The organism is Erwinia sp. PME.40.26/001, assembly GCF_055556675.1.
The window spans coordinates 252532-274992 of record NZ_JBVHNP010000003.1; the positions used below are offsets into that span (position 1 = coordinate 252532).

At 59.6% G+C, this 22461-nt stretch carries 22 protein-coding genes; 11 read left to right on the forward strand and 11 right to left on the reverse strand.

Annotation, left to right across the window (positions count from 1 at the left end; genetic code table 11):
- Positions 1-77 precede the first annotated feature (77 nt).
- The gene (locus tag ACZ3HG_RS11635; RefSeq protein WP_465332878.1) at positions 78-983 is read left to right on the forward strand and encodes a siderophore-interacting protein; all 906 of its coding nucleotides are present in this window, start codon (positions 78-80) and stop codon (positions 981-983) included.
- On the opposite strand, the gene ACZ3HG_RS11640 is transcribed toward ACZ3HG_RS11635, so the two are convergent.
- Positions 984-1892 carry a LysR family transcriptional regulator gene (locus ACZ3HG_RS11640; RefSeq protein ID WP_191934452.1) on the reverse strand — a complete coding sequence of 303 codons (909 nt, stop codon included), beginning with the start codon at positions 1890-1892 and terminating at the stop codon, positions 984-986.
- Positions 1893-2096: 204 nt separating this feature from the next.
- Here ACZ3HG_RS11640 and ACZ3HG_RS11645 point away from each other — a divergent pair, with 204 nt between their 5' ends.
- The 4 genes from ACZ3HG_RS11645 to ACZ3HG_RS11660 all read left to right on the forward strand — a co-directional run bounded on the left by ACZ3HG_RS11645 (position 2097) and on the right by ACZ3HG_RS11660 (position 4041).
- Positions 2097-2429, forward strand: coding sequence for a helix-turn-helix domain-containing protein (locus tag ACZ3HG_RS11645; RefSeq protein ID WP_191934451.1), 333 nt, complete (start codon positions 2097-2099; stop codon positions 2427-2429).
- 13 nt (positions 2430-2442) lie between these two features.
- Entirely contained in the window at positions 2443-2649 is a 207-nt protein-coding gene (locus tag ACZ3HG_RS11650) for a hypothetical protein (RefSeq protein WP_465332879.1), read from the forward strand.
- A gap of 216 nt (positions 2650-2865) precedes the next feature.
- The gene (locus ACZ3HG_RS11655; RefSeq protein WP_191934449.1) at positions 2866-3363 is read left to right on the forward strand and encodes a TIGR00645 family protein; all 498 of its coding nucleotides are present in this window, start codon (positions 2866-2868) and stop codon (positions 3361-3363) included.
- A gap of 75 nt (positions 3364-3438) precedes the next feature.
- Complete coding sequence (locus tag ACZ3HG_RS11660; protein WP_465332880.1) at positions 3439-4041, forward strand: alpha/beta hydrolase; 603 nt, start codon at positions 3439-3441, stop codon at positions 4039-4041.
- Here the strand turns inward: ACZ3HG_RS11660 and kdpD are convergent.
- The 8 genes from kdpD to ACZ3HG_RS11700 all read right to left on the reverse strand — a co-directional run bounded on the left by kdpD (position 4019) and on the right by ACZ3HG_RS11700 (position 14938).
- Positions 4019-6709, reverse strand: coding sequence for a two-component system sensor histidine kinase KdpD (gene kdpD, locus ACZ3HG_RS11665; protein WP_465332881.1), 2691 nt, complete (start codon positions 6707-6709; stop codon positions 4019-4021). The two genes, ACZ3HG_RS11660 and kdpD, sit on opposite strands and share 23 nt — an antisense overlap.
- A gap of 61 nt (positions 6710-6770) precedes the next feature.
- Positions 6771-7343: a potassium-transporting ATPase subunit KdpC gene (kdpC, locus tag ACZ3HG_RS11670; RefSeq protein WP_118665246.1), complete on the reverse strand. Its 573-nt coding sequence runs from the start codon at positions 7341-7343 to the stop codon at positions 6771-6773.
- 11 nt (positions 7344-7354) lie between these two features.
- Positions 7355-9403 carry a potassium-transporting ATPase subunit KdpB gene (kdpB, locus tag ACZ3HG_RS11675; RefSeq protein ID WP_191936753.1) on the reverse strand — a complete coding sequence of 683 codons (2049 nt, stop codon included), beginning with the start codon at positions 9401-9403 and terminating at the stop codon, positions 7355-7357.
- A 16-nt stretch (positions 9404-9419) separates the two neighbouring features.
- Positions 9420-11105, reverse strand: coding sequence for a potassium-transporting ATPase subunit KdpA (gene kdpA, locus ACZ3HG_RS11680; RefSeq protein WP_191934445.1), 1686 nt, complete (start codon positions 11103-11105; stop codon positions 9420-9422).
- Positions 11105-11194 (reverse strand): K(+)-transporting ATPase subunit F, encoded by a 90-nt coding sequence (gene kdpF / locus ACZ3HG_RS11685; protein ID WP_084344168.1) that lies wholly within the window; start codon positions 11192-11194, stop codon positions 11105-11107. The genes kdpA and kdpF overlap by 1 nt, the downstream gene beginning before the upstream one ends.
- Positions 11195-11375: 181 nt before the next feature.
- Complete coding sequence (locus ACZ3HG_RS11690) at positions 11376-12290, reverse strand: LysR family transcriptional regulator (RefSeq protein ID WP_465332882.1); 915 nt, start codon at positions 12288-12290, stop codon at positions 11376-11378.
- Positions 12291-12409: 119 nt separating this feature from the next.
- Positions 12410-13882 (reverse strand): UbiD family decarboxylase, encoded by a 1473-nt coding sequence (locus ACZ3HG_RS11695; protein WP_465332883.1) that lies wholly within the window; start codon positions 13880-13882, stop codon positions 12410-12412.
- A gap of 138 nt (positions 13883-14020) precedes the next feature.
- Complete coding sequence (locus ACZ3HG_RS11700; RefSeq protein WP_191934442.1) at positions 14021-14938, reverse strand: DMT family transporter; 918 nt, start codon at positions 14936-14938, stop codon at positions 14021-14023.
- 195 nt (positions 14939-15133) lie between these two features.
- Here ACZ3HG_RS11700 and ACZ3HG_RS11705 point away from each other — a divergent pair, with 195 nt between their 5' ends.
- The 3 genes from ACZ3HG_RS11705 to ACZ3HG_RS11715 all read left to right on the forward strand — a co-directional run bounded on the left by ACZ3HG_RS11705 (position 15134) and on the right by ACZ3HG_RS11715 (position 16984).
- Complete coding sequence (locus ACZ3HG_RS11705; protein WP_191934441.1) at positions 15134-15529, forward strand: polyketide cyclase; 396 nt, start codon at positions 15134-15136, stop codon at positions 15527-15529.
- A gap of 49 nt (positions 15530-15578) precedes the next feature.
- Positions 15579-16499: a nucleoside hydrolase gene (locus tag ACZ3HG_RS11710; RefSeq protein WP_465332884.1), complete on the forward strand. Its 921-nt coding sequence runs from the start codon at positions 15579-15581 to the stop codon at positions 16497-16499.
- Between the two features lie 272 nt (positions 16500-16771).
- Positions 16772-16984, forward strand: coding sequence for a YdgH/BhsA/McbA-like domain containing protein (locus ACZ3HG_RS11715; protein ID WP_191936755.1), 213 nt, complete (start codon positions 16772-16774; stop codon positions 16982-16984).
- A gap of 128 nt (positions 16985-17112) precedes the next feature.
- On the opposite strand, the gene ACZ3HG_RS11720 is transcribed toward ACZ3HG_RS11715, so the two are convergent.
- Both ACZ3HG_RS11720 and ACZ3HG_RS11725 read right to left on the reverse strand, forming a co-directional pair.
- Positions 17113-17979, reverse strand: a complete 867-nt coding sequence (locus ACZ3HG_RS11720; protein ID WP_465332885.1) for a helix-turn-helix domain-containing protein — start codon at positions 17977-17979, stop codon at positions 17113-17115.
- Positions 17976-18593 carry a TetR/AcrR family transcriptional regulator gene (locus ACZ3HG_RS11725; protein WP_191936757.1) on the reverse strand — a complete coding sequence of 206 codons (618 nt, stop codon included), beginning with the start codon at positions 18591-18593 and terminating at the stop codon, positions 17976-17978. The genes ACZ3HG_RS11720 and ACZ3HG_RS11725 overlap by 4 nt, the downstream gene beginning before the upstream one ends.
- A 246-nt stretch (positions 18594-18839) precedes the next feature.
- On the opposite strand from ACZ3HG_RS11725, the gene ACZ3HG_RS11730 reads away from it, so the two are divergent.
- From ACZ3HG_RS11730 to ACZ3HG_RS11740, 3 genes are all read left to right on the forward strand, one after another.
- Complete coding sequence (locus ACZ3HG_RS11730) at positions 18840-19871, forward strand: LacI family DNA-binding transcriptional regulator (protein ID WP_465332886.1); 1032 nt, start codon at positions 18840-18842, stop codon at positions 19869-19871.
- A 204-nt stretch (positions 19872-20075) separates the two neighbouring features.
- Entirely contained in the window at positions 20076-21506 is a 1431-nt protein-coding gene (locus ACZ3HG_RS11735) for a sugar porter family MFS transporter (protein WP_342354661.1), read from the forward strand.
- 32 nt (positions 21507-21538) lie between these two features.
- The gene (locus ACZ3HG_RS11740) at positions 21539-22459 is read left to right on the forward strand and encodes a TIM barrel protein (RefSeq protein ID WP_465332887.1); all 921 of its coding nucleotides are present in this window, start codon (positions 21539-21541) and stop codon (positions 22457-22459) included.
- Positions 22460-22461 lie beyond the last annotated feature (2 nt).

Below are 22461 nucleotides of genomic sequence, written 5' to 3' on the forward strand. Positions count from 1 at the left end.
CATTTAGCTTTGCTATTCTTGCCGGCCTTATGCACGTTGTCATACGTGCGCGGCTTTCAGCTTTACGAGGCGGATTTATGGCGGGTGTTCAGGGTAATCGCTTATTTAATGTGGTGCTGGCGCGTAAGCAGGTACTTTCACCGTCGTTACTGTGCTGTGTTTTCAGCGGCCAGGAGATCCGTCAGATGAAGATGGAGGCGCCGGACCAGCGCATTAAGCTGCTTTTTCCGTCGCTTAACGGCACGCCGTCATCGCTGACCGACGAAGGGGATAAAACCTGGTGGGAGAAAGCGCGGGCCATGCCGCAGGAAAGCCGTCCGATTGCGCGCACCTATACCCTCCGTCATGTCAATACAGAAGCCGCTGAGGTGGAAGTGGAATTTGTCATGCACGGCACCGAAGGTCCGGCGTCGGCGTGGGCGCTGTCGGCGGAGCCGGGTGCGGCGCTACAAATGGTGGCACCCAACCTTGCCTGCCCGACCAGCAGCGGCGGCTACGAGTGGGACCCGCACCCGGACGTTGAACGGGCGCTGGTGGTGGCGGACGAAACGGCGCTGCCGGCAGCAAAGGCGATCCTGGAGCAGCTGGCTGGCTGGGATAACCCACCGCAGCTGCAGGTGTTCCTCGAAGTGCCGAAGCGTGGCGACTGTGTTGACCTCAGCCACTACCGGTTTGCCGATATTCACTGGCTGCCGCGCGAAGTGATCGGAGCATCCCATGGCGAAGCGTTACTGAGCGCGGTACAGCAGCAGGTGATCCTGCCTGCCAGCGCGCTGGTACACGGTGAGCTGCATGAAGAAAGCGAAGGCGATATTCTCTGGGATCGCGCCGACAGCGGCGATAAGCGCTTTCACGGCTGGGTGGCTGCCGAGTCCAGCGCCGTCAAGCAGCTACGCCGCTATCTGATTGGCGAGCGCGGTCTGTCGCCGGAGTGCATCAGCTTTATGGCGTACTGGAGCCGGGGTCCGCGCCGCGAGGGGTGATCAGCGCGCCATCAGCCGCTGGCTGGTCTCTTTCAGCGTCGTGTAAAACCAGGTTTTGGCCGTGATATCGCCGATCTCCGTGTGCGCATAGAGGTACACTTCAAGATTCGGCAGCTTAAACGGCAGCTCGATAACCCGTCCGTTGCCGCGCGCCACGTAAATTTTTGCCGCGCTGGAGGGCAGCGTCACCAGCAGTTCGCTGGAAGCGATCAGCTCCCCCAGCGCGGCAAAGTGCGGCACCTCCAACGCTACCCGGCGCTCAAAGCCATACTCTTTGATCCGCTCCTCGACCAGATAATGCCCGCTGATGGTCGACACAATAATATGCTGCTCTTCCAGGTACGCACTCAGCGTCAGCGTCTCTCCGATGCGCGGATGTGCCCGGTTCAACAGGCAGACGTAGCGCTCATCCATGATCCGATCACGCTGGGCCAGTGAGATACTCTCATTGCGGCTACACAGCGCAGCATCAACTTTCCCGGTCAGCAGCCACTCATCCAGTTTGCGCATCTCAACGGGGATCACCTCCAGCTGGACGTTGGGGGCCACAGTGCGCAGGTGCTGCACCAGGCCTGGTAGCAGCAGCAGTTCACCGAGGTCAGAGAGGGCGAGACGAAATTTGTGAAAGGATGTGTCCGGCGAGAAGCTGCGGGTATCCGCCACCGCCTTCTCAATACCGCTCAGGGATTTTTTAAATACGGTATACAGCTGAGTGGCCGTGGGGGTGGGCAACATGCCTTTACGGCTGCGTTTAAACAGCTCATTTCCCGTCGCATCCCGCAGCCGGGCTAAGGCGTAGCTGGCAGAAGGCTGGGTGATATACAGACGTGCAGCGGCCCCGCTGACGCTCTGCGTTTCATAAATCGCGATAAACACCCGGACCAGGTTAAGGTCCATATTCGATGGCATATAGTTAGTATCTATTATCCAAGATTAAAATTATCTATTTGAACTATTTTAAGCGCTCGAATACCATCCCTTCCACGTTTTTTTGATATGTTATTCGTTTTTTTTCATATCGCATTTATTCCAATAAAATCAAAATAATAACTAACTTCCTTGTGCTATTAAGGCAGGAGTGGGCGCATGTCGCCCGTCATCGCGGAGTTCAACATGAAAAATGAAATCGTCGACGTGATCGTCGACTGGATCGACGATCACCTGGAAGAAGGTCTGAATATCGAAACGGTAGCCGCCAAATCAGGCTACTCAAAGTGGCACCTGCAGCGCGCGTTTAAACAGCAGAAAGGCATCACCCTGGCGACGTTTATTCGCAGCCGCCGCCTCGATCAGGCCGCGCAGTGCCTGGTCAGCTCCACGAAGACCATTATGACCATTTCGACGGATCTCGGTTTTTCGTCCCAGCAGTGCTTCCAGCGGGTGTTTAAAAAACACTTTAACGTCACCCCGCGTGATTACCGTATCCAGTACCGTCAGTATCACTAAGCCCGGAGCCCACGTGTCACAGTTTGCCAGAATGACCGCCCTGCTGGCGGTGATGTTCTTCCCCGTGGTGAGCCAGGCGGCGGCCAGCCCGCAGAGCGATCGCGGTCAGGGCAGCCCGTTCGGCTACGAGCGCCAGTTGAAGAAGGTCATGCGCCCGGTTAACGACCTGCTGCCGCAGGGCAGCCAGGATGACCTGTCCCATCGGGAAAATAACCTGTAGCCCGGCGATTTATCGACGCAACGCAGGCAGTTACCCCGCCGGACAGGCGGGTGTGCAGGAACGACCCGCCCCTTGAGCCAGGGCAAAACATCGCCTGTTGTTGCGGCTCCCAACGTAAAGTCGCTTAAATTCCGCGATTTTACCCCCCCGCGTCTTGAAAAAATGCTTCAGCCATCAGGTATACTGTCCGCCCTGTTGAATGGTGAACTGGATGCTATGGAACGTTTTGTCGAAAACCTGATTTATTCTGCGCGCTGGCTGCTGGCTCCGATATACCTCGGGCTGTCGCTGGGATTAGTGGCGCTGGCGATTAAATTTTTCCAGGAGCTGATCCATCTGCTGCCGCACGTGCTTGAGATAACGGAAAATGACATGGTGCTGGTGCTGCTGTCGATGATTGACATGACGCTGGTAGGCGGACTGCTGGTGATGGTGATGCTGTCGGGGTACGAAAACTTTGTCTCCAAGCTGGATATCGGTGAGCATAAAGAGAAGCTCAACTGGCTTGGCAAGATGGATTCCGGCTCGCTGAAGAATAAGGTGGCCGCCTCCATCGTGGCGATCTCCTCCATCCACCTGTTGCGGGTGTTTATGGATGCGAAGAATATCCCGGATAATAAACTGCTGTGGTACGTGATCATTCACCTGACGTTTGTATTGTCAGCCTTTGTGATGGGCTATCTGGACAGTATGTCACGCAAGGATAAGCTGTAAGCCCGCCTCTGCTGATGGCAGATAAGGCCTTCCTGCCCGGAAACAGCGGTTTTGAACTGATTTCAGGAGACAACAATGAAGCAGGGACTTGTCATTTTACTGCATGGCGTCGGCAGCAGCGGCGATGACCTGGCGGGCCTGGGCGACCACTGGGCATCCACGCTGCCGGGCGTGTGCTTTGCCAGCCCCAATGCGCCTGTACATTTTGAACACGGCGCAGGCTGGCAGTGGTTCAGTCTGACGGGCGTCACCCCGGAAAACCGCCCTGCCCGCGTGGCGGAAGCGCGGGCGGCGTTTGACCAGACACTTCAGGCGATCCTCGACCACCATCAGATGAGTGACCGTCCCGACCAGGTAGTACTGGCCGGCTTCTCACAGGGGTCGATCATGGCGCTGGATGCGCTGGTATCCGGCCGCTGGCCGCTGGCTGGCATTGTGGCGTTCTCCGGCCGCCTGTCGTCCCCCCCGCCGTTCACCCCCAAGCTGAATACCCCGGTGCTGCTGGTACACGGCATGGCCGATGAGGTGATCCCGGTGCAGGAGAGTGAATCCGCAGAGCAACGTCTGCGCACGCTGGGCGTACAGGTCAGCAGCCAGTATGAACCGGGCGTGGGTCACACCATTTCGGCGCAGGGTGCCGCGCGTGCCGCTGCCTTTATTGCGTCGTGTCTGACGTAATATAGTCTTCAAGCACCGGCGGTGGGGTGAGCGGCAGCGTGATGATAAAACGAGCCCCGCCCTGCGGCCGGTTCTCCACCCGGATCGTCCCTTCGTGCAGGGTGACAATCGCCTGACAGATTGCCAGTCCCAGCCCGACCCCCGGCACCGCCGACTCCTTGTCGCCGCGTGAAAACTTCTCGAAAATCAGCTTTTCCTGCCCGGAAACAATGCCCGGCCCGCTGTCCCAGACCTCAAGCTGGAGCTGCTGCGCCGCCGGCTGCGTGGCGCTGATGCCGATATCCGCCCCCGTTCCCCCGTACTTCAGCGCGTTTTCCAGCAGATTACTTAATACCCGTTCCATCAGCGGACCGTCGACGTCGATCAGCAGCATCGGCGGCAGACTGAGCGTGACGTTGCGTCCGGCCAGCAGCGGTGCCAGCTGACGCAGCGTGCTGCCGACCAGTTCATCCAGCGCCATCCACTCGCGACGTAACAGGAAACCGCCGGACTGCAGACGCGCCATATCCAGCAGGTTGTTCACCAGACGAATGGTATTCAGCGTCTGCTCACGCATCGCGCTGGCCTGAGGCGCATAAGGTGAATTCTCAGACGCCAGATCCAGGGTAAGAATTTCCGCCTGACCAAACAGGACCGTCAGCGGCGTGCGCAGGTCGTGGGACAGCGCCGACAGCAGCGCATTACGCAGCTGTTCACGCTCGGCGGCCAGGCGGGATACCGCCTCGCGCTGGCTGAGATTCATCCGTTCCAGCGCGTTGGCGATCAGCACGGTGAAGGTTTCCACCAGCCGCTGCTGCTCCGGGATCATCAGCTGGCGCAGATTCAGCGGTTCAAGGATCAGCAGGCCCAGCGTTTCCCTGCCGCTTTTTAGCGGCAGCATCTGCCAGGGGACGCCGGGCAGCGTATCGGTTCCCGCCCCGGCGGGCTGGCCTTTATCAAAGCTCCAGCGCGCAATGGCCCGGTCTGGTACGGCACTGAGGTGCGTATCGCCCACCGACACCAGCTCACCCTGCTCATCGGGCAAATAGAGTTCGCTGCGGGCCTGCAGCGTACTCTCCACGCTGCGCTGGAGCGTGGTGGCAATATCACGCTGGCTGAGGGCGCGGCTGAGGGCCTTCGCCATCTCATACAGATGGTGAGCGCGCTGCTCACGGTAGCGCGCCACCCGCGCCTGATAGCGCACCCCGGCCGTCAGATTGCCGACGATGACCCCAACCGCCAGCATCACGCCGAAGGTCACCAGATACTGCACGTCCGATACCGCCATGGTGCCGGTGGGTGCCACAAACACCAGATCGAACGCGACAATGTTCATGACCGTTGCCGCCACCGACGGCCAGCGGCCATAGCGCAGGGCGACAATCACCACCGACAGCAGATAGACCATCACCAGGTTGACGGAGTCGACGGCGGGCAGCAGCCAGCGTCCGGCGACGGTGACCAGCGCGCACAGCAGCAGCGCGGCGGCGCAGCCCTTCATCTGAGCTCGCCATTTACCTTCGCTCCCCCCGGCGCGCGGGGCCAGCGGGCTGACGGCATCCGGTGGCGGATCGTCCAGCGCGACAATAAGGATATCGAGGTCCGGCCCCAGCTCCCCCAGACGGTCAGCAAAACGCTCACGCCACCCGCGCCGGGCAGGACGACGGCCGATAATAATTTTGCCGAGGTTATGTTCACGGGCATAGCGCAGCACGGCGTTGGCTTCGCTGGGGTCGGAGAGGGTCGCAGTTTCCGCCCCCAGATCCTGTGCCAGCTGCAGCGTGCGCAGAATACCGCGCCGCCGCGCTTCAGACAGGCGATAGAGTCGGGGGGTTTCGACATACACCGCGTGCCACACGCTGTCGAGCCGGGCGGCAAGGCGGGCGGCGCTGCGTACCAGCTTTTCGCTGCCGCTGTTGTCCCCGATGCACAGCAAAATCGCATCGCGGGTGTGCCAGACTTTCTCGCGCCCCTGGGTGTCGCGCCAGGCGCGCATCTGGTCGTCCACGCGGTCGGCGGTGCGCCGCAGCGCCAGCTCGCGCAGGGCAATCAGGTTGCCTTTACGGAAGAAGTTTTCAATGGCACGCTCGGCCCCCTCCCCGATATAGACCTTGCCCTCTTTCAGCCGCTGGCGCAGATCGTCCGGCGGCAGGTCCACCAGCACCACCTCGTCGGCGGCATCAAAAAAGGGATCGGGTACGGTTTCCCGTACGCGAATACCGGTGACGCCGCCCACCACATCATTCAGGCTCTCCAGATGCTGCACGTTAACGGTGGTCATCACATCAATGCCCGCATCCAGCAGCTCTTCAATATCCTGCCAGCGCTTCGGATGGCGCGAGCCGCGCGCGTTGCTGTGCGCCAGCTCATCCATCAGGATCACCGCCGGGTGGCAGGCCAGCGCCGCGTCCAGGTCGAACTCGGGGTGACGATGCTGCCCGGTGGCACGGCGGGGCAGTATCGTCAGCCCGGCCAGCAGCGCCGCCGTTTCCGGGCGTTCGTGCGTTTCCACCACGCCCACCAGCACCTCCAGCCCCTGCGCACGCAGACGGCGGGCCTCCTGCAGCATCGCCCAGGTTTTGCCGACGCCCGCGCAGGCACCAAAGTAAATTTTCAGCTTACCGCGCCGGCTTTCCGCCGCCAGACGCAGCAAGGCATCCGGGTCCGGGCGCTGGAGTTCGTCGTTCATCAGATTCCTTTATTAGCCAGAAACCGCAGGCATCGGGGGATGCCCGATGCCTGCGTGTGGTTCAACGCTGCAACGCATCCAGCGCCAGATTCAGCGCCAGCACATTAACGCCCGGTTCACCAATAAATGCCGGACGGGGCGTCCCGGTGTGGTCGGCAATCAGCCGCTCCACGGTTTCCAGCGGTAAATGCCGCGCCTCCGCCACGCGCGGGGCCTGCCAGCGGGCGGCGGCCGGTGAAATCTGCGGATCCAGGCCGCTGGCGCTGGCGGTGACCAGATCCACCGGCACCTGCGCACTGGCCTGTGGGTTGGCGGCGCGCAGCGCCGCCACGCGACCGGCGACCGCCTGATCCAGCGCCGGATTGCTGCCCGCCAGGTTACTGCCGGAGGAGGCCAGCGGATTATACGCCGCATCGCCCGTCGCGGAGGGCCGTCCCTGGAAATAATCCGCCCGGGTAAAGCTCTGGCCGATCAGGGCCGACCCCCGTACGGTGCCCTCCACCCGCAGCAGCGAGCCGGACGCCTGCTGCGGGAACCACCACTGTGCCAGTCCGGTGGTTAACAGAGGATAGAGCAGCCCGGTCACCAGCGTCAGTACGATCAGTAAAAACAGGGCAGGACGTAATTGGCTCATCATTATTTTCCTTATACCAGACCCAGCAGGGTCAGCAGCATATCAATCAGTTTAATACCGGCGAACGGCACCAGCAGACCGCCCACACCGTACAGCCACAGGTTACGGCGCAGCAGCGCGGCGGCACTCAGCGGACGGTAGCTCACGCCTTTCAGCGCCAGCGGGATCAGGAACACAATCACCAGCGCGTTAAAAATCACCGCCGACAGGATGGCAGAGTTGGGCGAATGCAGGTGCATCACGTTCAGCCGGTTGAGCTGCGGTAAGGTGGCAGCAAAGGCGGCCGGGATAATGGCAAAGTACTTCGCCACGTCGTTGGCGATGCTGAAGGTGGTCAGCGACCCGCGCGTCATCAGCATCTGCTTGCCGATATGCACAACCTCCAGCAGCTTGGTCGGGTTAGAGTCCAGATCGACCATGTTGCCCGCTTCTTTCGCCGCCTGCGTCCCTGAGTTCATCGCCACCGCCACGTCGGCCTGGGCCAGCGCCGGAGCGTCGTTGGTGCCATCCCCGGTCATGGCGACCAGCCGTCCTTCTGCCTGATACTGGCGGATCAGCGCCAGTTTGGCTTCCGGCGTCGCCTCCGACAGGAAGTCATCCACCCCGGCTTCGGCGGCAATAGCCGCCGCTGTCAGCGGGTTATCCCCGGTGATCATCACGGTTTTGATGCCCATTTTACGCAGTTCGGCAAAGCGCTCTTTGATGCCGCCTTTAACGATATCTTTCAGTTCGACCACGCCCAGCACGGTGGCACCGTCGCACACCACCAGCGGCGTACCGCCGGCGCGCGCCACCTGCTCCACCAGCCCGTTCACTTCAATGGGAAACTGGCCGCCGTTGCTGTCGATATGGCGGCGTACTGCATCCACTGCCCCTTTACGTACCGTCCGATCCTGTACGTTCACTCCGCTCATACGGGTCTGCGCCGAGAACGGAATAAAGGTGGCATCCAGGCTTTTCAGGTCACGTTCGCGCAGATTAAATTTCTGCTTGGCCAGTACCACGATGCTGCGCCCTTCCGGGGTTTCGTCAGCCAGTGAGGCCAGCTGCGCGGCATCGGCCAGCTGCTGTTCACTGATACCGGCGGCCGGCAGGAACTGTGTTGCCTGACGGTTACCGAGGGTGATGGTGCCGGTTTTATCCAGCAGCAGGACGTCCACATCACCGGCGGCTTCCACCGCGCGCCCGCTGGTGGCGATGACATTGGCCCCCAGCATGCGGCTCATGCCCGCCACGCCAATGGCCGACAGCAGGCCGCCGATGGTGGTGGGGATCAGGCACACCAGCAGCGCCACCAGCACGGTCAGACTGACCGGCTCTCCCGCCCAGGCGGTAAACGGATACAGCGTCGCGGTGGCCAGCAGAAAGACGATGGTCAGCGCCACCAGCAGAATGGTCAGCGCAATCTCGTTTGGCGTTTTACGCCGTTTGGCTCCTTCCACCATGGCGATCATGCGATCCAGGAAGGTCTCCCCCGGGTTGACACTGCACTGCACCACCAGCCAGTCGGAGAGAATGCGCGTACCACCGGTCACCGAGGAGAAGTCACCGCCGGATTCGCGGATCACCGGCGCTGACTCACCGGTAATGGCGCTTTCATCCACCGATGCGCCCCCCTCCACCACCTCGCCATCACAGGGGATCATATCGCCGGCTTCCACCAGCACCCAGTCGCCTTTACGCAGCGATTCGGCGGCCACCGACTGATGGCTGGCTCCGTATTTCGGTTCCCCGAGTTTTTTGGCAAAGCTGGTTTTGGTAATGCCCTTCAGGCTGTTGGCCTGCGCCTTACTGCGCCCTTCCGCCAGGGCTTCAGCCATATTGGCAAACAGCACGGTAAACCACAGCCAGACGGCAATAGCCGCCGTAAAACCGGTGTCTCCGGACATGTTTCCGCTGGCCATACCGATGGCCAGCAGCGTGGTCAGCATACTGCCCAGCCACACCACAAACATCACCGGGTTGCGTACCTGGGTACGCGGATCCAGTTTTTTAAACGCATCGAGCAGCGCGGTACGCATCAGCGCTCCATCAAACAGCGCCTGTTGATTACGACTCATCTCTCTTCTCCGCCCGTTAACGTCCGATCGTTTGCAGATGTTCCGCCACCGGCCCTAAGGCCAGCGCCGGGATAAAGGTCAGCGCACCGACCAGCAGCACCGTACCAATCAGCAGGGCAATAAACAGCGCCCCGTGGGTGGGTAGCGTGCCCTGGCCTGCGGGCTGTACCTTTTTCAGCGCCAGGGAACCGGCAATCGCCAGCACCGGAATAATGATGCCGAAGCGGCCCGCCAGCATGCAGAACGCCAGCAGCAGGTTCCAGAACGGGGTATTGGCACTCAGGCCGCCAAAGGCGCTGCCGTTGTTGTTGGCCGCCGATGACACCGCATACAGCACCTCCGAGAAGCCGTGCGTGCCCGGATTCAGCATCGCGCTGCGTCCGGCGTCGGTCATCATCGCCAGCGCGGTCCCCAGCAGCACCAGGCAGGGCGTGACCAGGATTGCCAGCGCGGTCATTTTCATTTCCCAGACGTCGATTTTTTTGCCGAGATACTCCGGCGAGCGACCGATCATCAGCCCGGCGATAAACACCGCCAGCAGCACGAACAGCAGCATGCCGTACAGCCCGGCCCCGACGCCGCCAAACACCACTTCTCCGATCTGCATCAGCCACATCGGCACCATACCGCCCAGCGCGGTAAAGGAGTCATGCATCGCATTGACGGCACCGCAGGAGGCCGCCGTGGTGATCACCGCAAACAGGCTGGAGTTCAGGATGCCGAAGCGCGTCTCCTTGCCTTCCATATTGATGGCGCTGTCTGCGCCGAGCGTCAGGAAGTGCGGATTACCGTTCAGTTCGGCCCACATCACCACGGCCACCGCGCCGATAAACATCAGCGACATCGCCCACAGCAGCACATGGCCCTGACGGCGGTCACGCACCACGTCGCCAAAGGCAAAACAGAGCGCGGCCGGGATGAGGAAGATCGCCAGCATCTGTACAAAATTGCTGTAGACGGTCGGGTTTTCAAACGGATGCGCGGAGTTCGCGTTAAAGAAGCCGCCACCGTTGGTGCCGAGCATTTTAATCGCTTCCTGCGAGGCCACCGGCCCCATTGGCAGCGTCTGTTTCACCCCTTCCAGCGTCGTCAGGCTGAGGTAGCCGTCGGTGTTCTGCAGCACACCCTGGCTGACGAGGAACAGCGCCATCAGCAGCGACAGCGGCAGCAGCACACAGAGGGTGATGCGGGTGATATCCCGCCAGGCGTTACCCAGCTCACCCAGCGCCCGGCGGGCAAAGCCGCGCATCAGGGCAAAGGCAACGGCCATCCCGGTGGCTGCCGACAGGAAGTTCTGTACCGTCAGGCCGACCATCTGGCTGAAATAGCTCAGGGTGCTTTCCCCGGCGTACGCCTGCCAGTTGGTGTTGGTCACAAAGCTGACGGCGGTATTCAGCGCCAGATCCCAGCTCAGTCCCGGCAGGTGCTGCGGGTTCAGCGGCAGGCTGCCCTGGCTCATCAGTATCACCAGCAGCAGCAGCAGGCCGCAGGCGTTAAACAGCAGGATCGCCCACAGATAACGCTGCCAGCTCATGCCTTCCGGGGCCACGCCGCTCACGCGCCACAACACGCGCTCCACCCCGGCCATGCCGGGCAGCGGCCGGTCATCCACCAGCCGCGCCAGCCCTTTACCCAGCGGGCGGGCCAGCAGCATCAGCAGCAGCAGATAGGTAGCAATCAGTAAAAATGCGGGAGCGGCCATCAGAACTCCTCCGCACGGATCAGGGCGTACACCAGGTAGCCCAGCAGCAAACAGACCAGCACAATGCCGGTAATCACAGCGACGCTCACAACACACCTCCAGAGGCGTTTTTCAGTTCAGGTATTGTTGCGAGTGGCGTGCAAAGTTGATGTAAAAATGCGGGGCTGGGGTGTAAAAAAAGTATAAAAACGGGCCGTATGTGGCGAAGATTTCTTCTGCTGGCGCAGGGGGGTGAAGGCATGATGCCCTCACAAAAGAGGTTTTTCGTCCTCACTCACCGGGATGCCAGCCGGGCGCGGCGACGGCCATAAAATACGCCAGCAGTGGCCGCAGTACCGCGCTCCCGGCGTGCTGCTGATGATAAATCAGCGCCAGCCTGTCGGCGGCACCGTCCAGTTCAGGTACTGCCAGCGCCACCAGTCCGGCATCCGGTGGGCTGTCGCCCAGCGACGGCACCAGGGCGATCGCCACGCCCTGCCGGGCCAGCTGTTTCATCACCGGCAGATCGCTGGCCTGAGCCACCACATCAGGGGCCAGGCCCGCATTATGAAAACAGGCCAGCACCCGTTCGTAGATGCCGAATCCACGCTGGCGGCGCAGCAGCACCAGCGGATGCGTCGCCAGCGCCGCCAGCGATAGCGATGACGCCTCCGCCAGCGGGTCATCAGCCAGGCACAGCGCCCGTACGCAAAGCTGTTGCAGTGCCATGCTGTCAACATCACTGGCCGTCAGGGTCAGCGGCAGATGCACCAGCGCCGCGTCGATCTGGCGGCGCTCCAATAGCTCTTCCAGAAAAAGTGGGTCGCCCTGATGCAGTGAAAACTGTAGCGCCGGGTGATCCTCACGCAGTGCGGCAACCGCCCCGGCCAGCAGGCCCGTCGCCATATCGACACAGCCGATACGCAGCACGCCGCGCTGCCCTTCGCTGAAGGCGTGTATCTCTCCCTCAATGATCTCTGCCAGCTGTAACAGATCGCTGGCGCGCTGGTAAAGATAACGCCCGGCATCGGTGGGGATCATGCCGCGCGGGGTACGTTCAAACAGCCGCAGATCCCAATGGGACTCCAGCTGCAGTAGTGCCTTGCTAATGGGCGGCTGTGCGGTGAACAGAACCTGTGAGGCGGCCGAAATAGAGCCTTTTTCGACCACGGTTTTGAAATAGTGCAGCGGTTTGAGTTTCAGCATGGCGGGATCCGGTGGCAGGAGAAAACGCCTTTTTACCGCAAATGCAGTCAATGCGACGAAACCGGTGATGCTTTTCGGGGCGATCGGCAGACAGCGCGCCCCTGCGGCCGGTCTGCTGCTCAGGTAAAATCCGGCAGGAAGCGTTTTACGTCCACCTCTTTGAACTGGCAGCGCTGGAACTGGCTTTTCAACGCGTAGGGCACCGTACAGTCAAAAATGGTTTTGCAGGCGATCCCCTTATCGCTGATGGTGGGGCTGAAGGCCGGTATCTGCGACGGATCGAGCGGATGACAGCGGACGCCGGGGATAAACAGCGTATCCACATCCCCCTGATAGCGCGTCTGCATCGCCCACAGCACGTCGTTACTGTCAAAAATATCCACATCTTCATCAACCAGCATGACGTGTTTCAGCTCAGGGAAGGCGGAAAAGGCCAGCAGCGCCGCCTGACGCTGCCGCCCCTCGTCCATCGGCCCGCTTTTCTTAAACTGCATAACGGCCAGAAACTTACCGCCCCCCGCCGGGTGCGCATAGACATTCAGCAGACGTCCCGGCATCGCCCGCTCTACCATGCCAAGAATGCTGGCTTCGGTCGGGATACCGGCCATGTTCACGTGCTCTTCACTGCAACCAATGGTGTGCTGCAGAATGGGCTGCTGACGATGGGTGACCGCTTTCACTTTGATCAGCGGCAGCGCGGGATTCGCCGCCCCGGTATAGCCGGGAAATTCGGGCATTGCCTTACCGGTCTGGGTGTTCTGGTCTTCACGTACCCGCACGTCCGGCACCAGTTCCCCTTCAATCACCACTTCGGCGTGAGCAATGGCTCGCGCATCCACCGTGCGCGCCTGCGCTAATACCACCGCACGTCCCCGTAATGCCCCGGCAACGCTGAGTTCATCAAATCCCAGCGGCGTGGTGGGTGGCTCGAAGCAGGCAGCGATGTAAATTGCCGGGTCAACACCGATGCTGATGGTCAGCGGCAGCGCCTGCCCGGCGGCTTCCGCCTTCTGGCGGAACACATCCAGATGGCGGCCGGGGGCGAAGTACATCGACAGCGCATCGCGCCCCTGAATACACAGCCGGTGAATCGTTACATCAGACTGCCCGGTTTCCGGGTCGCTGGCATAGCACAGCCCCATGGTGAAATAGGGACCGGCATCCTCTTCAGTATTGGTCGGGGCGGGCAGCAGCGTGCGCAGGTCAAAATCCGGATGGCTGGCGAGGTGCACCACCTCCTGACAGGGGATGTCGGTCTGTTGCGTCAGCACTGGCGAAATGGGATGACTCACCGCGTCCATCAGCCGGTGGCCGAGGCGGGCAGGATCGCAGTCCAGCAGGTGACCCACGCGACGTCGGGAGGCCAGTACGCCGGTCACGACGCGGAAATCAGGGAAACCTTTCACCTTATTAAACAGCATTGCCGGGCCTTCCCGCGTCGGCCGCCGGGTCGTTCCCCCCGCACCCACGTAGCGGTAGACGCCGGACAGTTCCGCATGCGGATCCACTTCGGTATCGGTTTCCACCCGTTCCCCCGGGAGGTCGGCCAGCAGGGCCAGCGCAGAGCGCAGATCGTGAACAGCAGGTGTCATCGTCTTCTCCATATAGCGGTGATGCCGTCAGTATGGAGTCCACCTGCTGTGCCGGATATCACTGAAAAAGTTACCCGCTATACCCTTTTGCTCATGCTCTGCGGGTAGCGCATCACCCATCCATCCTCAGAGGGGGTGTCAGGATTTGAGGGAAACCTCTTCGATGTGCGGTTTTGCTTTCACGCCCCCGGCCACCAGCCATACCGCCACGATGATCACCAGCCCTCCGGCGATAAATCCCTGCGACAGCGTCTCCCCGAGGAACAGATAGCCCCACAGCACGCCAAACGGGGGGATCAGGAAGGTGACGGTCAGCGTTTTCAGCGGGCCGATATCGGCAATCAGACGGAAGAAAAGAATATAAGCCCAGGCGGTACATACCAGGCCGAGCGCCAGCACGCACAGCCAGACGCCGGGATGAGACCACGATACCGCAGGCTGGGTGAGGAGCGACCCGACGAAGAACGGCAGCAGGAAAACGCTGGCTCCGATCTGACTGCCCAGCGCCACCAGTCGTGCATCCATGCCGCCTCGGTCGCCAATCCACTTTTTCGTCAGAAAGCCTGCGCTGGCATAGCAGGCCGTCGCCACCAGACAGGCCGCAATACCCAGCAGTACCTCTTGTGACAAGGCCAGGCTGCCGGTGGTGGTCAGCAGCACGATACCGAGCAGACCCAGCAGCACCCCGGCGATGTTTCTCAGGGTAAATTTTTCGCTGAAAAACAGCCCCCCAATCAGCACGCCCATCAGCGGAGTGGTCGCGTTAAGAATGGCGGAGTAACCCGCCGGTAGCCACTTTGCCGCCAGACAGTACATCGCAAACGGAACGGCTGAATTGATCACACCTAACGACACGGCCGGCAGCGCCTTGCCGCTAAAGCGGATCCTGACCCGCAGTACCAGCAGCAGCGTCAGCAGGCCAAGGCAGCCAAACAGCACGCGCAAAAAGGCGGTATTCAGTGAACCGAAATACGGCGTGGCCACGCGCATAAACATAAAGCTGGCCCCCCAGATGGCAGCCAGCAGAACTAAGCGCCCGATATCCCCTTGCTTCATACCCTTTCTCCCAGTCCTTCGTTGAGCCGTATATATAGGCCGGGCTGGCTGGCAAAACAAGCCGTTAACGGTCATTGAAATCGCTGACAATAATTTGCGAGCTGTGTCGTGGTATGGACATAACAGGCCCTCCGGGGCTTCTCATCTGTTGGCGAGGGTGCTTAAATTCGCTACTGAACACTGACCGGAGGTTTTATGCTGTCCTCACACACCCTTAGCCTGGCTATTCACCGTAACTGGGTAGACCTGTATGAAACGATCTGGAAGCCGGAATTTTTCCCGAAGTGGGCCTCGGGCCTGAGCCAGGGACCGCTGGAACCTGAAGGGAACGGCTGGAAAGGTCGTGGCCCGCAGGGCCCGGTGAAAGTCCGCTTTACCGCGCACAACCCTTTTTGCATCATGGACCACTACATCGACAGCGGTTACAGCAAAGAGATTTTTGTCCCGATGCGTATTGTGGCGAATGAAGAGGGGTCCCAGGTGCTGCTCACCGTCTTTCGTCAGCCGCTGGTGTCGGATGACAAATTTGCCCAGGAGCTGGAGTGGGTAAAACGTGACTTACAGGCGCTGCATACGTTGCTGACCACCTGACAGATCCGCCAGGGAGGATCGGGCGCAGCCCAACGGAAAGGAGATTCTGATGCAGAAAATTATTTTTGATACCGATATTGGCGTTGATGACGCTTTTGCCCTCGCCTTTGCCGCAAAAAGCCTCGATATTATTGGCATCACTACGGTTTTTGGTAATGTTCCGGTCGGCCAGGCGGTTAGTAACGCCCGGCTGTTCAGCCAGAAAATTGGCCTGGATGTGCCGATCTATCGCGGCAGTTCCCGCCCGCTGGCTCACGCCCCGTCGCCCCCCGCCTGGGCGGTACACGGCGAGGACGGGCTGGGTGGGGTGTTTGACAATCCATGGAACGGGGCCGCTGATAACGCTATTGAATTTATTATCCGCAGCGTTCGCGCCCATCCCGATGCCCTCACCCTCGTGGCTATCGGCCCGCTGACCAATATTGCGCTGGCCATCAACCAGGCCCCCGATATCGTGCCGCAGATCAAACAGTTGGTGATCATGGGCGGTGCCTTTGGGACTGAGGGTCACAGCGGTAACGTCACCCCATTTGCTGAGTTTAATATCTGGAAAGATCCGCACGCCGCCGACCAGGTGCTGAACGCCGGGATGCCTGTCGTGCTACTGCCGCTGGACGTCACCCATCAGGTGCTGGTCAGCGGCGATGAGATACGCGGCCTGAAACACCCGGTACTGGAAGCCATCTCCCGCCGTTATCTGCAATACAGCCGCGAAAAAGAGGGGACGGAAGGCATGCCGCTGCACGACACCCTGACCATTGCTTACCTCTGCCACCCGGAATGGTTCGGCGTGACAGCCTCTCCGGTGCGGGTCGTCACCGGGGGGATCAGCCGTGGCCAGACGCTGCGTCAGCTGCACAGCGCCGCATCATACGACGATCCGTTTGCCGGCAGCTGCGTGCAGAAACTGTGCCTGACCGTCGAGGCTGAAAAAGTGAAAGCGCACTTCCTTGCTACGCTGCAGAACTGAAGCTGACTGCCGCTGACTGAAACAGCCCGGCCCGCCGGGAGCGAAAGTGACCCCGGCGGGCTGTTTTATGTCAATTGGGGTCAAGGCAGGACGTGAAACCGCAGCAAAAGTCAGCGGTCTGCAAGTTATGTAAAACGCGGTCAGTTATCAATCAGTTTTTTTGATAAACAACAGCAAATCACTCCGCTATCACTACTTCATTAGCAGGCGTACTATTGTTTTCAACGAGGCAATACGCCTTACCCAAACAAAACTAATGAAGGAATGACCCGATGAAATCTATCAAAACTTTTGCTGCTGTTATCATGCTCTCTACCGTTTCTTTCGCCAGCTTCGCGCAGAGCGTTACCGCAACCGGCAGCACCCTGGACAGCGCTGAAGCGAAAATCGCCGCTCAGGCACAGCAGGCCGGTGCGTCGTCTTACAAAATTACCGAAGCCAACACCAACAACGGCGTTCACATGACTGCCGAGCTGCTGAAATAAGATTTGCCCGGCTGTCAGTAGCATGACTTAAGGTTATATGCCCGGTCCCTGGATAACAGGGAACGGGCATACCCGATCCTGCCGCCTCCAGTCCGAACCCCAGCGCCTTCCCCACGTCCAGCCCGGCGTCAGATCAGCACCGGCACGTAATAATCGATGCGACCACTCCGTGACGCGCTGAAACGCTGCGGATCAATACGTTCAATATCATAGCCATCGCGACGCACAGCGCCTGCGGTCGGCAACGCGTGTTCATAAATCAGCTTAATAAAGTCAGCGAACTGGTGCGCTTCACCGTTGAAAATGAAGTGCAGATACGTCTGTTTTTCGACCGTAATGTCAACCAGCGGCGCTTCTGCCATGCCGGCGTCAGGATGGAAGCAGGCGAGATACTGCAGGGTGGCGCAGTCATCCGCGCGAGGTCCTCCTTTAATCACGTTCGACAGTCCGTAGAGCGCGCCGGAATGGGCCGGCGACTCTGCCAGCCGCTGCCGCCAGAGCACTTCACGCTGATCCCAGCAAAAGTGACAGATAGTGTCCTGCGTGAAAGCATAATCCGTCATCCGTCCCCGCAGGGTCATCGCATCCAGCTCAACCAGACGGCCCTCCGGCACCGGCTCGGCTGTGAGATTGATTGGCGGGCACAGCCCCTTGCAGGACCAGTGCAGCGCATCGCGGTACTGCGCCGGCGTGACGTTAAAATGCCGCTTAAAGGTTTTGTGATAGACGTTATGGCTGGAGAAACCGTGCTCGCTGCCCACGGAGTCAATCTGCTTATCAAACAGGCGCAGCATAAACGCACTTGAGGTCAACCGCCGCTGACGACAGTACGACGCCAGCTTTTGCCCGGTCACCTCTTTGAAGATGCGTTGCAGATGCCATTTGGAATAGCCCGATTTCTCAACGAAGTCATTGATGGAGAGTGGCGTATGGATATTCCCTTCCAGCCAGTGCAGAAGTTGGTAAACCACTTCCTGTTTGAAGGTCGTTTTCACGGTGAATTATGCTCTCTGGTGAGTGTCAGCAAATAGTTTTTCAGCGTTAACGGGTCACGAATGCCCCGGGAATTCCCCAGGGAACAGGCCAGCCATGCGCCGTCGGCGGCCAGCCGCGCCACTTCATGCTGTGGTTCGCAGTCGGTGTCACGGTGGCGCTGCAGACGCCCGGCCAGCCACGCCGCCCAGCGTTCGCACAGTTCGGGTGAGCCCATCATTGACCGCGACAGCGGCATGCTCAGGCTTTTCTCTGCCTGTAAAATATCGTCGAACGCAACGCTGATATAAGCGCGCGTGAAGCAGCCTGACGCCAGGTCGTCGGCCGCCATCATGCGGTCAATCGCCTGCTCGTTCTCTGCCATAAAGTGATCAAATACTGCATCCAGCAGCGCCTGCTTATGGGGGAAATGATGAAAAAAACCCCCTTTTGTCACGCCGGCCGCGGCCGCCACCGCCTGCACGGTCACGCCAGCCAGACCCTGCATCGCAGCCAGTTCAGCGGCACTGTGGATCAGCGCCGCCCGCACCTGCTCGGGCTGTTTTTTACGTTTATAGCCTCGCTCACAGCAGAGTGCTGCCCGAAGAGAACGGGCGGAAAGAGAGTGATCATTCATGACGTTTTCATTTCAAAGATACCACACGGTATGTTTGCAGCACGATAGCATAAATCTGGTTATTTCAGTTTTTTTTAAGCCCCTTTCGGCATGTCCTGAAATGAAATATTTGAATCTTATTTCATCTAAAACAAAAAAAATAATCTGACATACTTCATGTCCTGAGTATTTAGCTCCGCACCTGTGCTGTTGCGCCGTCAGCAGACGTGATAGTTTTTTGTCATAACTCTTATCAAGGGCCACCTGATGAAAAAAACCACACTGACGGACATTGCCCGCGAAGCTGGCGTGGGCGTTGCCACCGTTGACCGCGTGTTGAACCGTCGGGCACCGGTGCGTCCGGATACGGAAAACCGCGTGATTCAGGCCGCCTCGCGGCTTGGCTATCGTTTCGATCCTGATTTTCTCACGGCCTCGGTGCCACGCCAGAGCGCAGGCACACTGCGTATCGGGGTGATCCTGCTGTCACGTGACTATTCGTTTTACGACACCTTTGCCCGGGCGCTGGAACAGCATGCAGCCCCGTTTTTACAGGAAGGCACAGCGGTCGAATTTGCGTTTCACGATATCCACGCGATTGAAGAAACGGCTGCCGCTATCGACAGTCTGAGCGACCGGGTGAACGTTCTGGCACTGATTGCCCTGGACAATGCGCTGATCCGCCGGGCGGTTGAGAAAGCCAGCCGGAAGGGTGTCAAGGTCTTTACGGTGCTCTCCGACCTGTCGCCCTGCGGTCACTCCGGCTATATCGGGCTGGATAACCGTAAAGCGGGCAGAACGGCCGCCTGGGCCGTGCAACGTCTGAGTGGCCCGCCGGGTAAAGTGGGGGTTATCGTCGGAGATAATCGTTTTTTATGTCAGGAGACCTGTGAGATCAGCTTCCGTTCCTATCTGCGTGAGTACGCCACGGGTCATACGGTGCTGGAACCGGTAAAGAGTTTTGAAAACGTGGCGCAGGGCTATCAGGTGACTGCTGATCTGATCCAGCGTCACCCTGAGCTGTCGGTGATCTACGCACCGTGTGGCGGGGTCGAAGGGGTGGTCAATGCACTGCGCGACAGCGACAGGCGGCACGAGATAACCCTGATCTGCCACGGACCACTGCAGGATGCGCAGCTGGCCCTGATCGACGGCACGCTGGACATGATGATTGCTCACCGGCTGGATGAACTGGCTGCCCGCGTCGTCGAGGCGATGCAGAAGGCCAGTCGTGACGAACGGGGCGGATTTATTACCCTTACCAGCAGTTTTGAACTGATTACCAAAGAAAATTACTAAAAGGCTCATCGGGCCGGTTCCCACCGGCCTGCTGTTTCACATCCCCTGCCGGATAACTCGCTGAATTCATTCAAATGATAGAATATAATCATTTAAAACTATCAAATTTAGTGAGATCACCATCAAAAAACAAATATTCCATCATTGTGATCAATGGAACGTTTGTTTGATACTTCCTTCAATTAACAACGGAAGGATTATCTCGTGTCCCGGACAACACCAAAACACAACATGGCGTATGTGATGGCGATCTGCGCTGTCGCCGCCCTGGGTGGCCTGCTGTTTGGCTATGATTCGTCGGTCATCTCCGGTGCTATCGAACCTATCAGCCACCATTATCAACTCTCTCCTGCCGAAACCGGCTGGGCCGTCTCCAATGTCATCATCGGCTGCATCATCGGTTGCCTGGCGGCGGGGAAACTGGCAGATCGCTATGGCCGCAAAAAAATGCTGATCGTCACGGCGATGCTGTTTGTGGTGTCGGTGGCCGGAACGGCGCTGGCACCGGACTTCACCACCTTTGTGGTGTTCCGCATTATCGGCGGTCTTGGCATCGGCCTCGCCTCGGTGATATCCCCTATCTACATTGCGGAAGTGGCCCCGAAAGATTATCGCGGCCGCGCCATGACCATGCATATGATCTGCTGCGTGGGCGGCCAGGTACTGGTGCTGGCCACTAACTACCTTATCGCCAAAAATGCCGACGCGGAGTGGTTAAATGCCTACGGCTGGCGCTGGATGCTGGGTGCGGCTTTTGTACCCTGCGTCCTGTTCTTCCTGTTTGTCGGCTTTATTCCGGAATCTCCGCGCTGGAATGCGATGGTCGGCCGCCATGAGCAGGCACTGCACACCCTGTCGCGCATCTCAACGCCGGAACATGCCCGCCGCGTGATGACGGAAATTCAGGATTCACTACGTGATGACGCCGACACACCGGAAAAGCGCAAACGCGTCAGCTTCAACCGCAAGAGCGCTATTTTCCTGGTGATTGGCGTTGGCCTGGCGCTTTTCAACCAGCTCACCGGGATTAACGTGATCCAGTATTTCGGTCCGACGCTGCTGATGAATGTTACCCACAATATGCAGGAGGCGATGTACATGACCATCTGGCTGGCCGTTCTGCAGTTCATTGGGGTGATGGCCGGCATGATGCTGATTGACAAAATGGGCCGTAAATCACTGCTGCTGATCGGTTCCCTCGGCTCTGCCCTCTGTCTGCTGGTGACCTTCACGACCTTCTACAGCGGTATGACCGGCTGGGCCTCCGTCATCGGCCTGTTTGGCTTTATGTTCCTGTTCGGCGGCACCTGGGGCCAGGTGGTCTGGACGGTGATTGGCGAAATCTTTCCAACACGTCTGCGCGGCGCGGGTATGGGCTTCTCTATCTGCGCCATGTGGGCCGGTAACTTCTTTGTCAGCCAGTCTTTCCCGATGATGAACCAGAACGCCTGGCTTAACGATCACTTCCACGGCGCATTCCCGCTCCTGCTGTTCGCCGTGTGTTCTCTGGCCTCCTGGTGGTTCGTGAAGGCCCTGCTGCCGGAAACCAAAGGCGTCTCGCTGGAAAAAATGGAAGCGCTGGTGCTGCAACGCTTCGAAAGCCACAAACAAGCACGCAAGGCCGCCACTCTCTGAGTGCCGTTTATTGATCACGACAGGACACTAACATGACGATTCATATTGCGAATGCGCCCTGCAGCTGGGGGGTGGATGACCCGAAAAACCCCTACCTGCCCCCGTACGAGAAGGTGCTGAAAGAGGCCTCGCAGGCCGGTTATTCCAGTATTGAACTGGGGCCCTGGGGCTACCTGCCCACTGATCCGGCACTGCTGAGCGAAAAACTGCAGCAGTATGGCCTGACGATAGTCGCGGGAACGATTTTTGACGACCTGGTCAGCGAAGCGAACTTCCCGGCGATGATTGAACTGACTCATCACCTGTGCCGCCATCTGTCGGCCGTTCCTACGGCCGCACCCGTTCACGGCGATAACCTACCGGCCCCCTATCTGGTGATTATCGACTTCGGTAACGCCGACCGTGCGCGCTTTGCCGGGCAGTACGACAAAGCCGCCCGCCTGTCCGACAGTGACTGGCAGCGCATGATCGAGCACATCAGCGAGATAAGCCGCATTGCCCATACCTACGGCGTACGCCCGGTGATCCACCCGCACGCGGGCGGCAATATTGAGTTTGCCGATGAACTGGAAAAGCTGGTGCAGGCCATACCGCACGGCGTGGCGGGCCTGTGCCTGGACACCGGACACCTTTACTACGCCGGAATGGACCCTATCCCGGCGCTGGCACACTACTTTGAGCGCATTGATTATCTGCATTTTAAAGACGTAAACGACGCGGTATTCCGCGACGTCCTCGCCCGTGAACTCGACTTCTTTAGCGCCTGTGCCGAAGGGGTGATGTGCCCGATTGGCCAGGGGGCGATTGATTATCCGGCCGTACGCGCCTTCCTCGCAGAGCGCAACTATCAGGGCTGGATCACTATCGAGCAGGAACGTGACCCACGCCAGGCCGACGGCAGCCTGCACGACGTGACCGAAAGTCTGCGTTATCTCACCTCTGTCGGATTTTAATT

Coding starts and splice junctions, on each gene's coding strand:
- ACZ3HG_RS11690 (WP_465332882.1), bottom strand. CDS start 12,290: ATGCTGAAACTCAAACCGCTGCACTATTTCAAAACCGTGGTCGAAAAA.
- ACZ3HG_RS11715 (WP_191936755.1), top strand. CDS start 16,772: ATGAAATCTATCAAAACTTTTGCTGCTGTTATCATGCTCTCTACCGTT.
- ACZ3HG_RS11635 (WP_465332878.1), top strand. CDS start 78: ATGGCGGGTGTTCAGGGTAATCGCTTATTTAATGTGGTGCTGGCGCGT.
- ACZ3HG_RS11640 (WP_191934452.1), bottom strand. CDS start 1,892: ATGCCATCGAATATGGACCTTAACCTGGTCCGGGTGTTTATCGCGATT.
- kdpD (WP_465332881.1), bottom strand. CDS start 6,709: ATGAACGACGAACTCCAGCGCCCGGACCCGGATGCCTTGCTGCGTCTG.
- ACZ3HG_RS11645 (WP_191934451.1), top strand. CDS start 2,097: ATGAAAAATGAAATCGTCGACGTGATCGTCGACTGGATCGACGATCAC.
- kdpA (WP_191934445.1), bottom strand. CDS start 11,105: ATGGCCGCTCCCGCATTTTTACTGATTGCTACCTATCTGCTGCTGCTG.
- ACZ3HG_RS11705 (WP_191934441.1), top strand. CDS start 15,134: ATGCTGTCCTCACACACCCTTAGCCTGGCTATTCACCGTAACTGGGTA.
- ACZ3HG_RS11695 (WP_465332883.1), bottom strand. CDS start 13,882: ATGACACCTGCTGTTCACGATCTGCGCTCTGCGCTGGCCCTGCTGGCC.
- kdpC (WP_118665246.1), bottom strand. CDS start 7,343: ATGAGCCAATTACGTCCTGCCCTGTTTTTACTGATCGTACTGACGCTG.
- ACZ3HG_RS11725 (WP_191936757.1), bottom strand. CDS start 18,593: ATGAATGATCACTCTCTTTCCGCCCGTTCTCTTCGGGCAGCACTCTGC.
- ACZ3HG_RS11660 (WP_465332880.1), top strand. CDS start 3,439: ATGAAGCAGGGACTTGTCATTTTACTGCATGGCGTCGGCAGCAGCGGC.
- ACZ3HG_RS11700 (WP_191934442.1), bottom strand. CDS start 14,938: ATGAAGCAAGGGGATATCGGGCGCTTAGTTCTGCTGGCTGCCATCTGG.
- ACZ3HG_RS11655 (WP_191934449.1), top strand. CDS start 2,866: ATGGAACGTTTTGTCGAAAACCTGATTTATTCTGCGCGCTGGCTGCTG.
- kdpB (WP_191936753.1), bottom strand. CDS start 9,403: ATGAGTCGTAATCAACAGGCGCTGTTTGATGGAGCGCTGATGCGTACC.
- ACZ3HG_RS11740 (WP_465332887.1), top strand. CDS start 21,539: ATGACGATTCATATTGCGAATGCGCCCTGCAGCTGGGGGGTGGATGAC.
- ACZ3HG_RS11710 (WP_465332884.1), top strand. CDS start 15,579: ATGCAGAAAATTATTTTTGATACCGATATTGGCGTTGATGACGCTTTT.
- ACZ3HG_RS11730 (WP_465332886.1), top strand. CDS start 18,840: ATGAAAAAAACCACACTGACGGACATTGCCCGCGAAGCTGGCGTGGGC.